The sequence below is a fragment of the Paraburkholderia hayleyella genome (assembly GCF_009455685.1).
Taxonomy (GTDB): domain Bacteria; phylum Pseudomonadota; class Gammaproteobacteria; order Burkholderiales; family Burkholderiaceae; genus Paraburkholderia; species Paraburkholderia hayleyella.
The window spans coordinates 2,972,149-2,989,343 of sequence record NZ_QPES01000001.1 but is presented as its reverse complement, the minus strand read 5'-3'; the positions used below and the strand labels follow the sequence as shown (position 1 = coordinate 2,989,343).

Here is a 17,195-nt window from a genome sequence, read left to right as displayed (position 1 = left end):
GGCGCGGCCCACTTTTTTCAACTGCCGGTGACGCGGTGACGCGGTGACGCGGTGACGTTAGGCAGGCCGTTGCCGCACGCTGCCCGCGATCAAATCGAAGCGGAACAGACGGCATTCGAGCGCGCCATTGAAGAGCGGTGTTTTGGTCGATTCACGCAGACGCAGCAGGCCAGGAAGCTTGCGGTCCGATGTCAGGATAAACGCGTGCCAGCCCGTAAAACGCTGCTTGAGCGAGTCGCCCAGCAACTGAAAAAACTCGGCATCGGGCGCTTCTTCATGCACCCGCTGAAAGTTCTCCGCACCGCGGCTTTCACGTCCTGCCTGGCTCTCGCGCAGCTCGCCGCGCGCATTGCGCCCCCGTACCTCGATGCGCTCGCCATACGGCGGATTGGCCACCAGGATGCCGGGGGTTGAAGTGGGCGGTGTCATGCCACGCGCGTCAACCTGCTTGAGCGGAATCACAGGCAAGCCCGCACGGGCGAAATTGGCGCGTGCCTTGTCGAGCATGTCGCCGGAAATATCGCTGCCAAAAATCTGCAGATCGGCCTGCGAAACACGCGCTGCGCGTTTTGTTTCGAGGGCGGCGTTTTTCAGCGATTTCCACGCGGGCGCGTCGTATTGCTTGAGTTTTTCGAAACCGAAATTCCGTTCCGCCCCCGGCGCGATCCCCAGCGCGACCTGGGCGGCTTCCGCGAGGAAGGTGCCGCTGCCGCACATCGGGTCATACAGCGGCGTGCCGGCCTGCCAGCCGGTCAGACGCAGGATGCCGGCCGCGAGGTTCTCGCGCAGCGGCGCCGCGCCTTTGTCGAGGCGCCAGCCGCGCTTGAAGAGCGGGTCGCCTGAGGTGTCGAGATAGAGCGTGCATTCGGTCGCCGTGAGGAAGGCGAAGACGCGGACATCAGGCGTGCTGGTGTCGATGCTGGGCCGCGCGCCGCTGACGTCGCGCAGCCGGTCGCAGATCGCGTCCTTGATGCGCAGCGTGGTGAATTCGAGGCTGCGCAACGGCGATTTGATCGCGGTGACATCGACACGCAAGGTTTCGCGTGCGGAAAACCATTGCTCCCAGCGCTGTTCGAGCGCGAAGGCGTAGATGTCCTGTTCGCTGCGATAGGGGCGTTGCGCGATTTTCAGCAGCACCCGGCTGGCAATGCGCGAATGCAGGTTGGCCGCCATCCCTGCTGCCCAGCCGCCGCGAAAATGCACCCCACCGGGCACTTGCGCGCCAGGCGTAAAGGGGGCGCCGGACAAATACCGCGCGGCGATTTCGCCGAGCTCGGCGGCGAGCGTCGCTTCAAGGCCGCGCGGGCAGGGAATAAAAAAATCGAAGGACATGAGCGAGGCCGGGGCATGGAGAGAGGAAGAAAGGGCGCCATTGTACGCGGCTCGCCGGAGTGTCCTAGCTGCCTTCGCGGTTGCGCCGCACGGGCCAGACGAGATCCAGCGGATGCTGGAATATCCGGCGCCAGACTGCACCGCGCAGCGAGCGCACGTAGGCGCGCCGCAAATCGCGCGAGCGCACCGCCATATAAAAGGCGAGCGCGAAGCTCACCGCGACGTTAAGGATCGCCATGCTGCCGATGCCGGCCGCCGCCCACCAGAGTTCGGGCTGATGCAGCGCGCTTTTGCCCAGCACGCCCAGCGCGATGCCGACCGAGCCGGAACTAAGCGTGACGTGGCGCACTTCGAAGGTAAAGGCGAAGGCCGTGAGGATCGCGGGTACGAGGCCGAGCATCAGGCCGAGGCTGATATTGCCCGCCACCCCGGCGATATTCGAGCGGCAAAATTGTGCGAGGCGGGCGGCGCCCGCAGCCCCGAGCGTCAGGCGCAGCCGCCGGTTATAGGCGAGCGCATCGCCGACCCGATGCAGCACGAACCAGTTGTCGGCCCAGCCCGCCAGCAGGCTCGACGACCACAGCAGCACGCCGGTGAGCGCGGCATACAGCGGCGTGGGGCCCAGCAGTGAGAACGAATGCAAGGTCGCGTGGGCTTTTTCCGGCGAGATCAGATCGCTTTGAAACATCCCGTGCCACAGCAGTTGCACACCGAGACACACCGGAAACACCAGCAACACATTGCCGAGAATGGCCGCCGCCTGGGTGCGGATCAGCGCGATCACCGATGACACGAAACTCTCGACGCCCTCCGGCGTGCCCGCGCCATCGAGCTCACGCGCGAGAGTCGGGGCGGTCATCGCGGGCTGCTTGGTGGCGAGCGAGAAATGCAGAAAGTGCATCAGCAGGAAACTGGCGGCGTAGTTGATGCCCGCCAGCAGCCCTTCGATCATCGATTGCAGGTGCGCGCCAGTAATGGCGAATTTCACGCACACGGTGACCACCGTGACGAGGCCGCCTCCGGCCGCCATGCGCAGCATCTTCAGATATTCGGCGCGATCGCGGGCGATGTAGTGCTCACCGGTATCGGCGCTGTATTCAACCACCTTGCGCGCCAGCAGCGAGAAATTGCTGCGCAGCAGGTGCGCCACGCTCTGGCTGGCGTAATTCGCGCGGATCAGCTCAGCGGTGAGGCGGGCGTGTGCGTGCAGATCGTCGGCCGCCATCCAGGTGTCCAGCAAGTGTTCCGCGCGCTGAATGCGCATGCGCATGCGTTCCACCTGAAACACGATGTCGACGCTCACGCCGTTTTGATACAGATGCGAAAACACGTTATCGATGGCAACCCGGCACTGGTCCAGCAACACGCGCAGATAGTTCACCTCGTGCAGCAGCCGCCCCGGTTCCGCGCCTTCCGCGACGGCCTCATGCGCGGCTTCGACGGCCAGCATCGCGCGCGTGAGGCGGTAAAACGGCTGCTTCTCGGGCGGGGTATGCGCCTCGGCGTTGCTTAAACGGCTGCGCACGATGTGCGACAAGCCGGTCGAGCTGATCTGGCAGGTGAGATTGTGTAGCGCGGCCAGCAAGTCGAACGCGAAACCGCTGGCTTTGCCCGGCTCATCGCCGGGCGCGTGGTAGTCGAACAGGTCGCGGATACGCGCGAGCAAATCGGCGGGTAGTGCGGCGATCCATTCGGCATCCTGCTCAGAGGTGAACATCAGCGTGAAGATCGCCGTGAGGTCACGCCGGTTGGGCGCAGGCGGGATCAGTGCGGACTGGAAGCGCTCGGAGAGCGCGCCGAAAAACCCTGAATGAACCGGCATGCCTGAATCGCACAACAGCGAGAGGCTATCGCTTTCGCGCAGCAGGGCACGCAGAATGCCCGCGACGTTGGCCTGCCACGCCGGATTGCGCTCCAGCACATGCAGCAGATAGCGCACGCGCGTGTGAGCGGGGATCGGCCGCGAGGCGTTAGCGTCCGATTCCGGGGTATCGGTCTGGAGTGCGCCGCCGCGATGCAGCCAGTGAGCGAGTTCGACGAGCCATTCACTGCGTTCCGCGTAAGGGGCATTTTTATCGGCGATGGCCAGCAGGGCATCGAGTTGATGGCTGCTGTTGCGCGACGCCCGCCATTTTTTGATGAAAGTCGTGAGGTAACGAAACATGTACACCTGAAGTGGTTGAGGAGGCGAGTCTGGCGTGTGCCAACAATTAGCCGCTCCTGCCAGGGACAGCGTCAGGGGCGCTTGAGCCCGATATGGACGGCGCGCCCGTCGCAGCGGACGCAGGGCAGGGCAGACGCAGGGCGGCAGGGGTGGGTTTGGCTGGCGGGGGGCGCCTACCTGACGGGCCTGGTGCCGCCGCCAGCATCCGGATGCCGCTGGCGATCTGGGCTGCGATGCGCTGAAGTGCGCGCCGGTGGCCATCGGCGAGGGCTTCATAGCCGCTCTTGACGGGCTCATTCTCGATGCTGCGGCAGGTCAGCACGGCCAGGCCTGGGTTGTCCACGGCCCGCACGCTCCATACCGCGTCGATCAAGGCATGCGAGCCGGGCCAGGATTCGAAGCGTTGCACCGTGAAGTTCACGCGATACAGCGGCACGCCCGAAGGGCGCGGCGTGCCCGAGACGTCGAAAGTGTCCAGTTGCTGCGTCAGGCTGGAGGAGAGCGCACGGCGGATTTCAGCGTCAGGCAGCGAGATCCAGCGCTCCTGTTCGAGCACTCGCACCTTGAGCGGATCGTTCTGGATCACGAACTGGTTACGTGCCACCTGGGATGGCACTTCGACGCGCGGCACTTCGATCAGCAGCGCGGGGGTACTGGCCAGGCGTGAGGGGCTGGCGGAATCGCTGCCCCCCAGCGTATAGAAGTTGCTGGAGGGCGAGGCGCACGCCGTGAGCAGCGCCGCGCTCGCAACGAGGCTGGCGCACGCAGCGGTTCGGGCCAGCGGGCGCCGCCGGAGATGAGAAAGCCGGGCAAGCGTCATGGTTTATCTCCTGGTTTGCCGCGCAAGAGCGACTCGGGATGGCGTTCCAGATAATCCGACAGTGCATTCAGCGATTGCAGCGTGCGGGTCAGTTCCTGGAGCGCCTGGTGAACATCGGATTGCAACGGTGAGCCTTGCTGCAACGTCGCTTCAGCCGAACTGAAAGTTTGTTTGGCCGACGCCAGGGTGTCGTGTACCTGGGGCACGACTTCGGTATCGAGCCGCTTGAAGAGCTGGTTGGCATTTTTCAGCGAGCTATTCAGGTTCTCGCCGATCTGGTCGAACGGTATCTTGTCGAGCTTGCGGGCGATATCCGCCACTTGCAGTTGCAACTCGTCGAGCGTGTTGGGAATGGTGGGGAGCTCAAGCGGATCGAGATTGACGTTGATCGTAGCGGGCGGCGCTTTCGGGAAAATATCCACCGCGACGTATAACTGGCTCGTGATCAGGTTGCCTGTGCGCAACTGGCCACGCAGCCCGTGCTTGACGAGACGCTGCAGAAAGTTTTCGCCCACGATGCCATCGGGATGCGGTACGGCATCGCGGAAACGCTTGCCGAGACGGTTCGGATAGATATTCATCGTGACCGGCATCATGAAGCTGCGAGTCTTGGGGTTGTATTCGATGCCAATGGCGCTGACCTGACCTAGCACGATGCCGCGGAAATCGACCGGTGCGCCCACCGCCAGCCCGCGCAGTGACTGGTTGAAATTCATCACGACGCGCAGCGGTGGCCCGTCGGGGTCGCGCATGGCTTCGGTTTCGTCGGGGCTCAGGCGGAACGTCATGTTGTTCGGCGCCTGCTTGCCCGCGGCTTGACCGGGCGGCGACTGAAACGACAGGCCTCCTACGATCACGGTTGCCAACGATTGCGTATTCAGTGTGAAGCCGCCTGAATCGAGCCGCAGGTCGACGCCGCTGGCATGCCACCAGCGGGTGTTGGTGCCGACGTACTGATCGTAGGGCGCCGCCACGAAGACTTGCATCGTCACACCGGTGCCATCCTTGTCGAGCGAGAAGCCAACCACCTGGCCTACTTGCAGGCGGCGGTAGAGGATTGGCGAGCCGATGTCGATCGAGCCCAGCGAATCGCCGCGTAGCGTGTACTGGTGGCCTTTTTGGTCGCCAGTGATGGGCGGTGGCGTCTCGAGCCCGGCGAAGGTTTTTTGTTTCTCATCGGAGCGGCCCGCATCGACGCCAATGTACGCGCCAGATAGCAGCGTGCCGAGCCCCGACACGCCACTCGCGCCAATGCGCGGACGCACCACCCAAAAGCGCGTGCCCTTGACAGCAAAAGACGAGGCCTCCTTGGTGAGCTGCACTTCGACTTGCACTTTCGAGCGGTTTTTCGACAGCGTGATGGTTTTGACCGCGCCGATGTTGACGTCCTTGTATTTCACCTGGGTTTTGCCGGGTTCGAGCCCTTCGGCGCTGCTGAAACTGATCGTGATAGTCGGACCCTTGTCGTACACCGATCTGACCACGAGCGCGATCCCGATCAGCGCGGCGACCAGCGGAATCACCCAGACCAGCGAAGGCAGCCAGCTGCGCCGTGGCGCGACGATGTCCGGATTGGGTAAATCGGGCCCGGCGGGCGGAGGGGGGACGGCAGGCTTGGGTGTCGGCGCTTGCGGATTAGTCATGATGGGAACCCTCTGCGTTCTGATTGTCGTGATCGTGCTGGTTGCTGTGGTTCACGGGGGGCTCTTCGCCGTTTTTTGTACGGCCGGGTTCGCGGGTTAGAACGTTATCCCAGATGAGACGGGGGTCGAACTGCATGGAGGCGATCATCGTCAGAACCACTACCGAGCCGAACGCAATCGCGCCCGGCCCCGCCGTGATCTCGGCGAGCGATTTGAAGCGTACCAGGGCCACGGTGAGCGTGACGACAAAGATATCGAGCATCGACCAGCGGCCGATGCGCTCGACGGCGCGATAGAGCGTGGTGCGTTCCATCTGGCGCCAGCGTGAGCGGCGCTGCGCGGTGTACGTCAGCAGCACTAGCACGGAGAGCTTGAGCATGGGCACGAGGATGCTGGCAACAAAGACGATCACGGCCAGTGGCCAGTCGCCGGAGGTCCAGAAGTAGACGACGCCGCTCATGATCGTGTCGTCTTCTTCGCCGACCAGCGAGGCGGTATGCATGATCGGCAGCAGGTTGGCCGGAATGTAGAGCAGCACCGCGGCGATCAGAAGCGCCCAAGTTCGCGTCAGGCTATCCGGATTGCGCGAATGCAGCGCCGCGCCGCAACGCGAGCAGGACGGGTGCGGATGCTGCGATGCGGCGCTGTGCCGGGCCGCTTCGACCTGGCCGCAGGCGTGGCAGGCAATCAGGCCGGCGCATCGGGCTGTGAGGTAGCTCATCGGGCGCTCATCCTTGACGAGGAGGCAAGACAGGCGCCTCAGCAAGGACGGGAGCGCTAGCTTCGCTGTTGCCGTTGGCGCGGTCACGGGGCGCGCGGCCAGCGGCGAGGTCATCGGCGAGATCCCACAAGGTGCGCGGATCGAAGGTCACGACGGCGACGAAGATTAACGTGAGCGCACCAAACGCGAACAGCGAGGCTTCCGGAATCACGCGCGCGAGGCTGGCCATCTTGATCATCGTGACCAGCACCCCAAGCATGAAGACTTCGATCATGCCCCATGGCCGCACGAACTGGATGGCGCGCAGTACGCCATTCAAACCGTGCGGCACGTAACCGGAACGCAGCGGCAGCAAGACATAAAGTAGCGCGACTAGCTCGATGAGGGGAAACAGTACCGTTGAGCAAAACACCATCACGGCGACGATCTGCATGTCCTCATCCCAGAGCGCCAGCATTGCGCCGAACAGGCTCGACTGGGAGCGGATGCCCCTGGTTTCGAGCTCGACGATGGGAAACGACAGGGCAATCAGAAACGTGATGAGCGCTGCGAGGGTCATCGCGGTGATGTTGTCGAGCCGGGTTGAGGCGCTGTGATAGAGCGTGGCGCCACAACGCGAACAGCGTGCCATTTCGCGGTCGTTAAGCCGGGGCTTGCGAAAGAGGGCATCGCACTCGTGGCATGCAATCAGGTTGTCATGTTCCATGCGGGCTTGAAGGTAAAGCGGGACGAAGAAGATACGGCGATATTCAGAACGGCAATATCCGCAGCGGCGGGAAAGACTGTGGCAAAAACTCGCGCAATAGTATCAAAGGCGTTCCGCCTCCTGGTGGTCGCGCGGAGGAGCGCCATGCGCTCAAGACGCCCATCCATGGCTGCCTGGCGAGTTGGCCCAGGGGGCGCCCGGCCAGCAACCGGCCCGGAACGGCTGCTTTCGGGTGGGCCGCGTGTCTGGCGGCTGCAGATTGTTTCGTGCCTGGATGACTTGCCGAAATGATCCGGCTTTGAGTTAGCATGGCGGCCTTGAGTTGCACTCGAGCACTCAAACACTCGAAGAATTTTTGCTTCATGCGGTGTGCATATAAATTTCGAGTGCTGGCTGCACGTTCATTTATTGGCTCATTCTGACTGGGTTCGATATTCATCATGGCAGATCAAGCTTCGTTCTCATCGGGTGCGGCGCGCGCATCCTACACCCGGCCTGCGATCGCGCTGCACTGGCTGATCGCGTTGCTGATTGTCTGCGGTTTTGCCCTTGGCTGGGTGATGACGGACATTCCCGGTTTTACACCCACCAAGCTGCGTTATTTCTCCTGGCATAAATGGATTGGCGTGACGATCTTCGCGCTGGCCGTGGTGCGTGTTATCTGGCGCGCCACGCATGCCGCGCCGCCGTTGCCCGCCGCCACGCCGCCGTGGCAGCGCGCGGCCGCCCATCTGGCGCATCTCGCGCTGTACCTGCTGATGCTGGTGATTCCGCTGTCCGGCTACTTATATAGTTCGGCGGCCAATGTGCCGGTGGTGTATCTCGGGCTCGTGCCGCTGCCACGCCTGATCGCGCCCGATGCCGAACTCAAGGTGCTGCTCAAGACCGTTCACGTTGTACTCAATTACAGCTTGCTGGTGCTGGTCGTGATGCATGTCGCGGCAGCGCTCAAGCATCAGTGGATCGACCGCGATGGCCTGCTGTCGCGCATGATTCCTTTCCTCAAATAGTCCGTCATCCATTAATCCGGTAAGCCAAAGGGGGCAACCATGAAAGCTTCGTTTTACCGCTACATGCTGGCGGCATTTGCTGCGGCTTCGCTTACGTTTTCTGGCAGTGCCGTAGCCCAGGTCGATCTGGCCAAAAGCAGCGTGAGCGCTATTTCGAAACAGATGAACGTGCCGATCGAAGGCAAGTTCAAGAAATTCAGCGCCCAGATCGTGTTCGATCCAGCCAAACCCACCGCAGGCAGCGCGCAGTTGACGGTCAACGTCGACAGCTATGACCTCGGCGACGAAAGCTATAACGAGCAGGTGCGTGGCAAGGACTGGTTCGATGCCAAAGGGTTTCCTGTGGCGACGTTTGTCTCAAGCGCGATTGCGCCTGCGGGTGGCAACCAGTACAAGGTCACAGGCAAGCTGACGCTCAAGGGCAAGACTCAAACCGTCGTGGTGCCCGTGACGGTGACGCAGCAAGGTGCATCGCAGGTGTTCGCCGGGGCGTTGCCGGTCAAGCGTTTGCAGTTCGATATCGGCACGGGTGAATGGAAAGACACCTCGGTGGTCGCTGATGAAGTCGTGATCAAGTTTCATCTCGTTGCAGCGCGCAAATAAACGCGTATCCAGCGTACCTATGCTCGCCACGCGCCGCGTAGTGAGCTTTTTTCCACAAGGAGAATGACGTGAAAAAATCTCTGATGCTTGCCGTGGGGGCATTGGCGGGATCGTTGTCGCTGGGCGCACTGGCGGCCGATACTTATCAGCTTGACCCGACGCATACCTATCCGAGCTTCGAAACCGATCACTTCGGCGGGTTATCGATCTGGCGCGGCAAGTTCACCAAAAGCAGTGGCACGGTCACGCTTGATCGCGCGGCGAAAACCGGGACGGTCGAGGTCACGATTGATCCCGCCTCAGTTCAGACCGGCAACGCGAAGCTCGATGAAAAACTGGGCAGTGCCGAATTTTTCGACGTAGCGAAGTTTCCGACAGCGATTTACAAAGGCACGCAGATTCGCTTCGAAGGCGACAAGCCGGTCGAGGTGGTGGGCAGCCTCACCATGCACGGCGTGACCAAGCCGCTGAACCTGAAGATCGAATCATTCAAGTGCATGCAGCATCCGCTGTACAAGCGCGAGGCGTGTGGCGTAGAGGCTAGCGCGCAGTTCAACCGCGCTGATTATGGCCTCGATTACGGCCGCAAATATGGCTTCCATATGGAAACGAAACTGCATATCCAGGCCGAAGGCATCAAGCAGTAAGGCATTAAGGATGTAAAGGTTGGGGCCGCGCCGGAGGGTTTATGCACTCCGGCGCGGCACGACCGCCGGGCCAGCCCTTGCAACGCGGCAGGCAGCAGATGGAAAGCCACAACCACAAGCAGCTACAAAACAAGGCAGTCAAGTCCAGACCTTTTCGTTACGCCGTTCGATTTCTCACTAGAAACCTTAACTGGACGGCGTTAGGCATCGTAGGCATTTTATTGATCAGTGTCGAATTCTTTTTCTGATACTTTCAGTAACTTCGTCCCATTGTGTGTCCCCCTTGTGGTTCATTTCAGTTTTAGTGTCACCGCTATCCTTGAAATAGTTATCTCTTACGTTATTTATATTTATAGGGTTGAACGTTTTGCTTTTGTCATCCCAAAGGATATTTCCAGCGTGGAGGTTCTGGAAATAATATATATTTACTATTCAGGTTAATCGTCAAGAAATCGTGGTGGCTGCCTGGCTCAAGAAACTGTTTCGATATTAAGTTTTATGGCTATTAAATATATATATGCCTATCCAGGTTTTTAATTAAACCTTTCTCCATCAGAGATCTCTTTGACCCGCGCCATTATCTCCACTCTGCCAGTCCATGCTATTCAGGCAGGTGGTATGGCAGAACAAGAGAATCGTGCTCTCGTCCAGCAAAGGCTGACATGCGTTGACTGACCTCCTTGTCCAGGGTGTGTCGATAGGTCGGCATCTGATACTGGAGTAGCGATCATGCGCCGGCGCGCAGCGCGATGAGCGCGGGGACGGATCCAGATTACAGATCCAGCAAGGCAGGTGCAGAATAGGGGAGGCTAAACCAGGAGACCCAGAAGACCCAGAAGACCCAGAAGACCCAGAAGACCCAGGAGACGGGACAGATAAAATAAATCTGTCATCCTTACCGCACTGGAGCGACTGACTTGAGTTGATCTGCCGCAATCGCAAACCTCTCCAAAAAACACCATCACAACGACAAGCCACCTGCGAGGAGAAATCTGAATGAATGTGAATGTCCCGCCAGCCGCACCCGCTTCGCCAGTAATACCGTCAGCCCCTCCTCTCGACCCTCTGATCCCGCCACGCGCCAGTTCCTGGCGCGTGGTGACAGCGGCATCGATTGGCAATGCGCTCGAATGGTTCGATCTGGTTATCTATGGTTTTTTCGCGCTGATCATTTCGAAGCTGTTTTTCCCGGCAGGCAACGAAACCGTTTCCTTGTTACTGACGCTGGGTACGTTCGGCGTTTCGTTTTTCATGCGTCCCTTGGGGGCCATCGTGCTGGGTGCCTATGCCGATCGTGCCGGACGGCGCGCGGCGCTGACGCTGTCGATCCTGTTGATGATGGTCGGCACGCTGATTATCGCGGTGCTGCCGACCTATCAAACAATCGGTCTCGCCGCGCCGGTGATTCTCGTGCTGGCGCGGCTGATGCAGGGTTTTTCGGCAGGCGGCGAATTTGGCAGCGCGACGGCTTTTCTGGCGGAGCATGTGCCGGGGCGACGGGGATTTTTTGCCAGTTGGCAGGTGGCAAGCCAGGGTTTGACCACGCTGCTGGCCGCAGGTTTTGGCGCGGTGCTGAGCAGCCAGCTCACACCTGAGCAGATGGCCTCGTGGGGCTGGCGTGTGCCCTTTTTCTTCGGCTTGCTGATCGGCCCCGTAGCCTGGTATATCCGCACTCAACTTGATGAGACGCCCGAGTTTCTCGCCGCTGAAACGACAACGACGCCTTTGCGCGATACCTTCACCAGCCAGAAGCTGCGGTTGCTGATTGGGATTGGCGTGGTGGTGCTGGGGACGGTGTCGACCTACCTCGTGCTCTTCATGCCGACCTACGGTGTGAAGCAACTTGGGCTCTCGCCTTCGGTGTCGTTTGCCGCGATTGCGCTGACCGGGGTGATCCAGATGCTGTTCTCACCGCTAGTGGGGTACGGCTCGGATCGTTATGGCCCGACGCGCATCATGCTGGTGCCTGCGCTGTTGTTGCTGGTGCTGGTCTATCCGGTGTTCGTGTATCTGGTCGCGCATCCCACGGTGGGCACGCTGATCGTCGTGCAGATTGTTTTTGGCTTTCTGATGACCGGTTATTTTGCGGCGCTGCCAGGCTTGCTGTCGCAGATCTTCCCGGTGCAGATTCGCACGACGGGGATGTCGCTGGCCTATAACATCGCCGTGACGATTTTTGGCGGATTCGGGCCGTTCATCATCGCGTGGCTGATCCGCGTAACCGAGATGCGCGTCGCGCCGAGCTTTTATCTGATGTTCGCTGCTGTCATTAGCCTGATCGCGCTGGTTGCTGCGCGGCGCAAGCTGGGCTTTCGTTAGGAAAGCGTTGGCCGTGTCGCCGAGGGCACGCAAACAGACGCTGCCGGCAGCAAGCAGCAAGCAGGTAAACGTCAAAGGCCGGGGTTCAGTTCATTTAACTGAACCCCGGCCTTTTTTCTGTGCGCTAGCTGCTGCGTACCGGCTCTAATACATCGACATCGAATATGGCTAGCGTCTGGTGATGCTTAAACCTGAGCGCCCGCATTCGGGTCGTTCGGGTCATGATTTTCTTTCTTTTCCTTGATGAGGTCTTCGCGCTTGATGCCGAACCACATCGCCAGCGCCGCGGCGACGAACACCGACGAGTAAATGCCGAACAGGATGCCCACCGTCAGCGCCAGCGCGAAGTAATGCAGTGTCGGGCCGCCGAAAAGGAACATCGACAACACCATCATCTGCGTACAGCCGTGCGTGATGATCGTGCGTGACATGGTGCTGGTGATCGCGTGGTTGATCACTTCGATCACGGTCATCTTGCGTTCGCGGCGGAAGGTTTCGCGGATCCGGTCGAAAATCACGACCGATTCGTTCACGGAATAACCCAGCACCGCCAGCACCGCGGCGAGCACGGAGAGCGAAAATTCCCACTGGAAAAAAGCGAAGAAGCCAAGAATGATGATGACGTCGTGCAGGTTGGCGATGATGCCGGCCACCGCGTATTTCCATTCGAAGCGAAATGACAGGTAGATCACGATGCCGATCACCACGCAGGCTAGCGCCATCAGGCCGTCGGTGGCGAGTTCCTTGCCCACCTGGGGCCCGACGAATTCAACGCGCTGCAGTTGCGCCGCCTGGTTTTGCGTTTTCAGCGCGCTCATCACCTGCTCGCTTTGCTGTGCGGAGGTGAGGCCGGATTTGAGCGGCAGGCGGATCAGCACATCACGCGAGGTGCCGAAATTCTGCACCTGGGCATCGGCGTAGCCGAGCTGGCCCAGCGTATTGCGCAGGGGCTCCAGCGGCACGGCTTGCGGATACTGCACTTCAACGACCGTGCCACCGGTGAATTCGACAGAAAGATGCAGGCCGCGATGCAGCAGAAAAAACACAGCAGTGACAAACGTCAGCAGCGAGATCGCGTTGAACAGCAACGCGCGCTGCATCAACGGCAGGTCTTTACGAATGCGGAAAAATTCCATGATTCAGTCTCCGGGGTTCAGCGGGGCGAACCCGGTTTGCCGGGCGTGCTGCCCGGATCGCGGCGGCGCACCACGGGCTTGCCGCTGCGCGTGCCTGCTTGAGTGTTTGCCCGGGCGGGCGTGGCGCTGGGGCTTGCTTCGCGCTCCAGCAGCGCGGAGGCGCTGCCCGGTGTCTCAGTGGCTTTCCAGACTTGACCAATCGCCAGTGTTTTGAGCTTTTTCTTGCCGCCGTACCAGAGGTTCACGAGCCCGCGCGAGAAAAACACGGCGGAAAACATCGACGTCAGAATGCCGATGCAATGCACCACCGCGAAGCCGCGCACGGGGCCGGAGCCGAATGCGAGCAGGGCGAGGCCAGCGATCAGCGTGGTCACGTTCGAATCGAGAATGGTCGCCCAGGCATGGGCATAGCCGTTCTGGATGGCCAGTTGCGGTGGCGCACCGGCGCGCAGTTCTTCGCGCACGCGCTCATTGATCAGCACGTTGGCATCGATCGCCATGCCGAGCGCGAGCGCGATAGCGGCGATACCGGGCAGCGTCAGCGTGGCCTGCAACATCGACAGCACCGCGACCAGCAGCAACAGGTTCACCGACAGCCCGATCATCGAGATCAGGCCAAACAGCATGTAGTACGCGATCATGAACACGGCGATGGCCACGAAACCGTACACCACGGAATCGAAGCCCTTGCGAATGTTGTCCGCGCCGAGGCTCGGGCCGATGGTGCGCTCTTCGATGATGTCCATCGGTGCGGCGAGCGAACCGGCGCGTAGCAGCAGCGCGAGATCGGCGGCGGCCTGTGGCGAGGGCTGTCCGGTGATCTGGAAGCGGTCGCCAAGCTCGGACTGGATCGTGGCCACGGTCAGCACTTCGCCCTTGCCTTTTTCGAACAGCACCATCGCCATCGGCTTGCCGATGTTGTCGCGCGAGACGCTGCGGATGGCGCGGCCGCCCGCTGAATCGAGCCGGATGTTGACCGATGGCCGTTGATGCTCGTCAAAGCCCGCCGAGGCGTCGATGATGCGGTCGCCCGTAAAGATGATCTGCTTGCGCAACAGCACGGGCGTCTGGTTGCCCTGGGTGAAGAGCTCGTCGCCCGGCGGCACCGGGTCGTTCGGGTTCGGATGGGTGTTGAGCGGGTCCGCCAGGCGCGCTTCGAGCGTGGCCGTGCGGCCGATGATGTCTTTGGCCTTGGCCGTGTCCTGCACGCCGGGCAGCTCCACCACGATGCGGTCTGCGCCTTGCTGCTGGATCACGGGTTCGGCCACGCCGAGCTCGTTTACGCGGTTATGCAAGGTGGTGATGTTTTGCTTGAGCGCGGCGTCCTGCACCGCTTTTTGCACGGTGGGGGTGAACTTGCCGATGATCTGGAAGCCGCCGCTGGCAGCAGGCTGCGTCTCCCACGTGAGTTCGTTGATGCCGCTGGCGAGCGCTTTGCGAGCGGCTTCGGCTGCATCGGCATCGCTGAAATTGACGACGACGGTTTGACCCACACGGTTGACGCCGCCGTCGCGGATATTTTTGTCGCGCAGCAGGGTGCGGGCGTCAGAGGCGTCGGAATCGAGTTTCTTGTTGAGCGCGCCTGCCATGTCGACTTGCAGCAGGAAGTGCACGCCGCCACGCAAGTCGAGCCCGAGATACATCGGTAATGCATGCAGCGCGCTTAGCCAGGCGGGTGAGGCGCTTTGCAGGTTCAGGGCAACGATGTACTGGGGATCAGCCGGATCGGTGTTTAGTGCTTTTTGCAGCACGTCTTTGGCATGCAGTTGCGTGTCGGGATCAGCCAGGCGCACGCGGATGGTGGCGTTGCCCGACGCATTGTCGAGAGCGATGGCATCCGGCTTGATCTGGCTTGCCGCGAGCGCGGTTTCGACCTGCGTGAGCGTGGCCGCATCGAGTTTGATCGTGGCTTTGCCGCTCGACACCTGCACAGCCGGTGCTTCGCCGAAGAAATTAGGCAGCGTGAACACGAGGCCGATGACTAACGCCATCAGCATCACGGCATATTTCCAGAGGGGGTAACGATTCATGAAGAGGGTCCAACGGGAAGGTTGGCTAGGGAAAGCGATGTGTCCGGCGCCGGGCGGCTAGCCATGCAGCAGGCGAGACGCCCGCCATGGCAAGGGCAAAACAGCCGCTGCGGCAGCCATGGCCGCCGCGCCGGACAGCGGGGGGTGTTACAGGGACTTGATCGTGCCTTTCGGGAGAATCGTGGTGACAGCACCCTTTTGCACGGTGATTTCAGTGCCTTCGGTGATTTCGATGCTGACATACGCTTCGCCAACCTTGGTCACCTTGCCTAGCATGCCGCCGTTCGTCACGACTTCATCGCCTTTGGCCATGGCGGCAAGCATGTTGCGATGTTCTTTCTGGCGCTTCATCTGGGGGCGAATCATGATGAAGTACAAAATCGCAAACATGGCGATAAAAGGCAAAAAGCTCATCAGGCTTGATTCGACACCGCCTGCTGCTGCGCCTTGTGCGTAGGCATTTGAAATGAACGACACGTTGGTCTCTCCGTTTATTGACGATCAAAAAAATTTAGCCGGTCATTCTACCACCGGCGTTTTCTGCGACGGCTGCCAAAAATGGGCTTTGCGATCAAGCGTTTAAAAGCGCCATCACACATATTTTCTGAGTAGCACCGCAAAAACGAAAGCAGATTGTAAAGCGTGAGTGTCTCGCCTGGTGTGTCGCGCGCCTCGAATGGCGCTGCATTTGCCTCGCATTTGTCTTGCGTTTGCCTCGCATTCGCACCGTGCGTGGCACCGCCTGAAGCTTTGCGAGGCGCGCCGGGAGATCACGCTGGCTAATCGATGCCGCGCGAGCGGTCGGTATGAAAGCGCTGACGGAATGCCTCGAACTGGTGGGTTTCGATAGCCTCGCGCACTTGTGCCATCAGTTCGAGGTAATAGTGCAGGTTGTGGATCGTATTGAGTTGCGCGCCCAGAATTTCTCCTACCCGGTGCAGATGATGCAGATAGCCGCGCGTGAAGTTGCGGCAGGTATAGCAGCCACATTGTTCATCGAGCGGACGCAGCGAGTGCTTGTGCGCGGCGTTGCGAATCTTGATATCGCCAAAGCGGGTGAACAGCCAGCCATTGCGCGCATTGCGCGTGGGCATCACGCAGTCGAACATGTCGATGCCTGCCGCCACGCCCGCCACCAGGTCTTCCGGGGTGCCGACGCCCATCAGGTAATGCGGTTTGTGCGCGGGCAGCTTCGGGCCGATGTAATTGAGTACCCGCATCATGTCTTCCTTGGGCTCGCCGACCGACAGCCCGCCAATCGCCAGCCCGTGAAAATCCATCTGCGCCAGCCCCGCTAGCGATTCGTCGCGCAAATCCTCGAACATGCCTCCCTGAACAATGCCAAACAGCGCATTGGGGTTGCCCAACTGCTGGAACTGGTCGATGGAGCGCGCCGCCCAGCGCATCGACATGCGCATCGAGGCTGCCGCCTCATCGTGCGATGTCGGAATGTTGTGGGTGGCGTAGGGGGTGCATTCATCGAACTGCATCACGATGTCCGAATTCAGCACCTTCTGGATCTGCATCGAAATTTCAGGCGACAAAAAGAGTTTGTCGCCATTGATAGGCGAAGCGAAGGTCACGCCTTCCTCGGTGATTTTGCGTAGCTCGCCTAGCGAAAATACCTGGAAGCCGCCTGAATCCGTCAGGATCGGACGCTTCCAGCCCATGAAGCCATGCAGGCCGCCATGAGCGGCGATGGTGTCGAGACCGGGGCGCAGCCATAAATGGAAGGTGTTGCCGAGGATGATTTGCGCGTGGATTTCTTCGAGCTCGCGCGGCTGGATCGCCTTGACCGTGCCGTAGGTGCCGACGGGCATGAAGATGGGGGTTTCGACTACGCCGTGGTTGAGCGTCAGCCGTCCGCGCCGGGCCTGGCCATCGGTGGTGAGTAGCTGGAAATGCAGGCCATCCGGGGTGGGCGGGTGCTCAGGGGCTGGGGCGGGAATAAAAGCATCGGTCATCGAAGAGATCCTGTGCCACCGGAAAACAGTCCGGCGCAAATGTTGAAATTGAAAAATTGTTGAGGGGGCGTGGCGAGGTTGAACCAGACGGCGGGGGCAA

General features: G+C 60.8%; 15 protein-coding genes. 4 read left to right on the top strand and 11 right to left on the bottom strand.

Translation table 11 applies throughout. The annotated features are described in order from the left end of the window. Positions 1 to 57: 57 nt before the first annotated feature. From GH657_RS13080 to GH657_RS18135, 7 genes are all read right to left on the bottom strand, one after another. Positions 58 to 1,332: a THUMP domain-containing class I SAM-dependent RNA methyltransferase gene (locus tag GH657_RS13080; protein WP_153101311.1), complete on the bottom strand. Its 1,275-nt coding sequence runs from the start codon at positions 1,330 to 1,332 to the stop codon at positions 58 to 60. 64 nt (positions 1,333 to 1,396) lie between these two features. Further along, positions 1,397 to 3,496 (bottom strand): site-specific recombinase, encoded by a 2,100-nt coding sequence (locus tag GH657_RS13075; RefSeq protein ID WP_153101310.1) that lies wholly within the window; start codon positions 3,494 to 3,496, stop codon positions 1,397 to 1,399. A gap of 46 nt (positions 3,497 to 3,542) precedes the next feature. Beyond that, positions 3,543 to 4,316, bottom strand: coding sequence for a PqiC family protein (locus GH657_RS13070; RefSeq protein ID WP_153101309.1), 774 nt, complete (start codon positions 4,314 to 4,316; stop codon positions 3,543 to 3,545). Further along, a complete protein-coding gene (locus tag GH657_RS13065) occupies positions 4,313 to 5,959 on the bottom strand; it encodes a PqiB family protein (protein ID WP_153101308.1) in 1,647 nt (548 codons plus the stop codon). Before GH657_RS13065 ends, GH657_RS13070 begins: the two co-directional genes overlap by 4 nt. Then, positions 5,952 to 6,680 carry a paraquat-inducible protein A gene (locus GH657_RS13060; RefSeq protein ID WP_153101307.1) on the bottom strand — a complete coding sequence of 243 codons (729 nt, stop codon included), beginning with the start codon at positions 6,678 to 6,680 and terminating at the stop codon, positions 5,952 to 5,954. The genes GH657_RS13065 and GH657_RS13060 overlap by 8 nt, the downstream gene beginning before the upstream one ends. 7 nt (positions 6,681 to 6,687) lie before the next feature. Next, on the bottom strand, positions 6,688 to 7,386 hold the full coding sequence (locus GH657_RS13055) for a paraquat-inducible protein A (protein WP_153101306.1): 699 nt from the start codon (positions 7,384 to 7,386) through the stop codon (positions 6,688 to 6,690). A gap of 43 nt (positions 7,387 to 7,429) precedes the next feature. Beyond that, positions 7,430 to 7,828 (bottom strand): hypothetical protein, encoded by a 399-nt coding sequence (locus GH657_RS18135; RefSeq protein ID WP_153101305.1) that lies wholly within the window; start codon positions 7,826 to 7,828, stop codon positions 7,430 to 7,432. Here GH657_RS18135 and GH657_RS13045 point away from each other — a divergent pair. The 4 genes from GH657_RS13045 (at position 7,827) to GH657_RS13030 (ending at position 11,965) form a co-directional block, all read left to right on the top strand. After that, positions 7,827 to 8,396 (top strand): cytochrome b, encoded by a 570-nt coding sequence (locus GH657_RS13045; RefSeq protein WP_153101304.1) that lies wholly within the window; start codon positions 7,827 to 7,829, stop codon positions 8,394 to 8,396. The genes GH657_RS18135 and GH657_RS13045 overlap by 2 nt on opposite strands. 39 nt (positions 8,397 to 8,435) lie before the next feature. Next, the gene (locus GH657_RS13040) at positions 8,436 to 8,999 is read left to right on the top strand and encodes a YceI family protein (RefSeq protein ID WP_153101303.1); all 564 of its coding nucleotides are present in this window, start codon (positions 8,436 to 8,438) and stop codon (positions 8,997 to 8,999) included. Between the two features lie 80 nt (positions 9,000 to 9,079). Beyond that, positions 9,080 to 9,646, top strand: a complete 567-nt coding sequence (locus tag GH657_RS13035) for a YceI family protein (protein ID WP_153101754.1) — start codon at positions 9,080 to 9,082, stop codon at positions 9,644 to 9,646. A 996-nt stretch (positions 9,647 to 10,642) separates the two neighbouring features. Beyond that, complete coding sequence (locus tag GH657_RS13030; RefSeq protein ID WP_153101302.1) at positions 10,643 to 11,965, top strand: MFS transporter; 1,323 nt, start codon at positions 10,643 to 10,645, stop codon at positions 11,963 to 11,965. A 185-nt stretch (positions 11,966 to 12,150) separates the two neighbouring features. Here the strand turns inward: GH657_RS13030 and secF are convergent, their stop codons facing one another. The 4 genes from secF to tgt form a co-directional block, all read right to left on the bottom strand. Further along, positions 12,151 to 13,101: a protein translocase subunit SecF gene (gene secF / locus GH657_RS13025; RefSeq protein WP_153101301.1), complete on the bottom strand. Its 951-nt coding sequence runs from the start codon at positions 13,099 to 13,101 to the stop codon at positions 12,151 to 12,153. Between the two features lie 17 nt (positions 13,102 to 13,118). After that, entirely contained in the window at positions 13,119 to 15,131 is a 2,013-nt protein-coding gene (gene secD, locus GH657_RS13020) for a protein translocase subunit SecD (RefSeq protein ID WP_153101300.1), read from the bottom strand. 147 nt (positions 15,132 to 15,278) lie between these two features. Further along, positions 15,279 to 15,608, bottom strand: a complete 330-nt coding sequence (gene yajC, locus GH657_RS13015) for a preprotein translocase subunit YajC (protein ID WP_153101299.1) — start codon at positions 15,606 to 15,608, stop codon at positions 15,279 to 15,281. Positions 15,609 to 15,910: 302 nt separating this feature from the next. Beyond that, the gene (gene tgt, locus GH657_RS13010) at positions 15,911 to 17,095 is read right to left on the bottom strand and encodes a tRNA guanosine(34) transglycosylase Tgt (protein ID WP_153101298.1); all 1,185 of its coding nucleotides are present in this window, start codon (positions 17,093 to 17,095) and stop codon (positions 15,911 to 15,913) included. Between the last annotated feature and the right edge of the window lie 100 nt (positions 17,096 to 17,195).

Bases quoted from the DNA above. Each gene is read 5' to 3' on its own strand.
- GH657_RS13030 (WP_153101302.1), top strand. From the start codon at position 10,643: ATGAATGTGAATGTCCCGCCAGCCGCACCCGCTTCGCCAGTAATACCG.
- GH657_RS13080 (WP_153101311.1), bottom strand. From the start codon at position 1,332: ATGTCCTTCGATTTTTTTATTCCCTGCCCGCGCGGCCTTGAAGCGACG.
- GH657_RS13065 (WP_153101308.1), bottom strand. From the start codon at position 5,959: ATGACTAATCCGCAAGCGCCGACACCCAAGCCTGCCGTCCCCCCTCCG.
- GH657_RS13060 (WP_153101307.1), bottom strand. From the start codon at position 6,680: ATGAGCTACCTCACAGCCCGATGCGCCGGCCTGATTGCCTGCCACGCC.
- secF (WP_153101301.1), bottom strand. From the start codon at position 13,101: ATGGAATTTTTCCGCATTCGTAAAGACCTGCCGTTGATGCAGCGCGCG.
- GH657_RS13075 (WP_153101310.1), bottom strand. From the start codon at position 3,496: ATGTTTCGTTACCTCACGACTTTCATCAAAAAATGGCGGGCGTCGCGC.
- GH657_RS13040 (WP_153101303.1), top strand. From the start codon at position 8,436: ATGAAAGCTTCGTTTTACCGCTACATGCTGGCGGCATTTGCTGCGGCT.
- tgt (WP_153101298.1), bottom strand. From the start codon at position 17,095: ATGACCGATGCTTTTATTCCCGCCCCAGCCCCTGAGCACCCGCCCACC.
- secD (WP_153101300.1), bottom strand. From the start codon at position 15,131: ATGAATCGTTACCCCCTCTGGAAATATGCCGTGATGCTGATGGCGTTA.
- GH657_RS13045 (WP_153101304.1), top strand. From the start codon at position 7,827: ATGGCAGATCAAGCTTCGTTCTCATCGGGTGCGGCGCGCGCATCCTAC.
- GH657_RS13055 (WP_153101306.1), bottom strand. From the start codon at position 7,386: ATGGAACATGACAACCTGATTGCATGCCACGAGTGCGATGCCCTCTTT.
- GH657_RS18135 (WP_153101305.1), bottom strand. From the start codon at position 7,828: ATGATGAATATCGAACCCAGTCAGAATGAGCCAATAAATGAACGTGCA.
- GH657_RS13070 (WP_153101309.1), bottom strand. From the start codon at position 4,316: ATGACGCTTGCCCGGCTTTCTCATCTCCGGCGGCGCCCGCTGGCCCGA.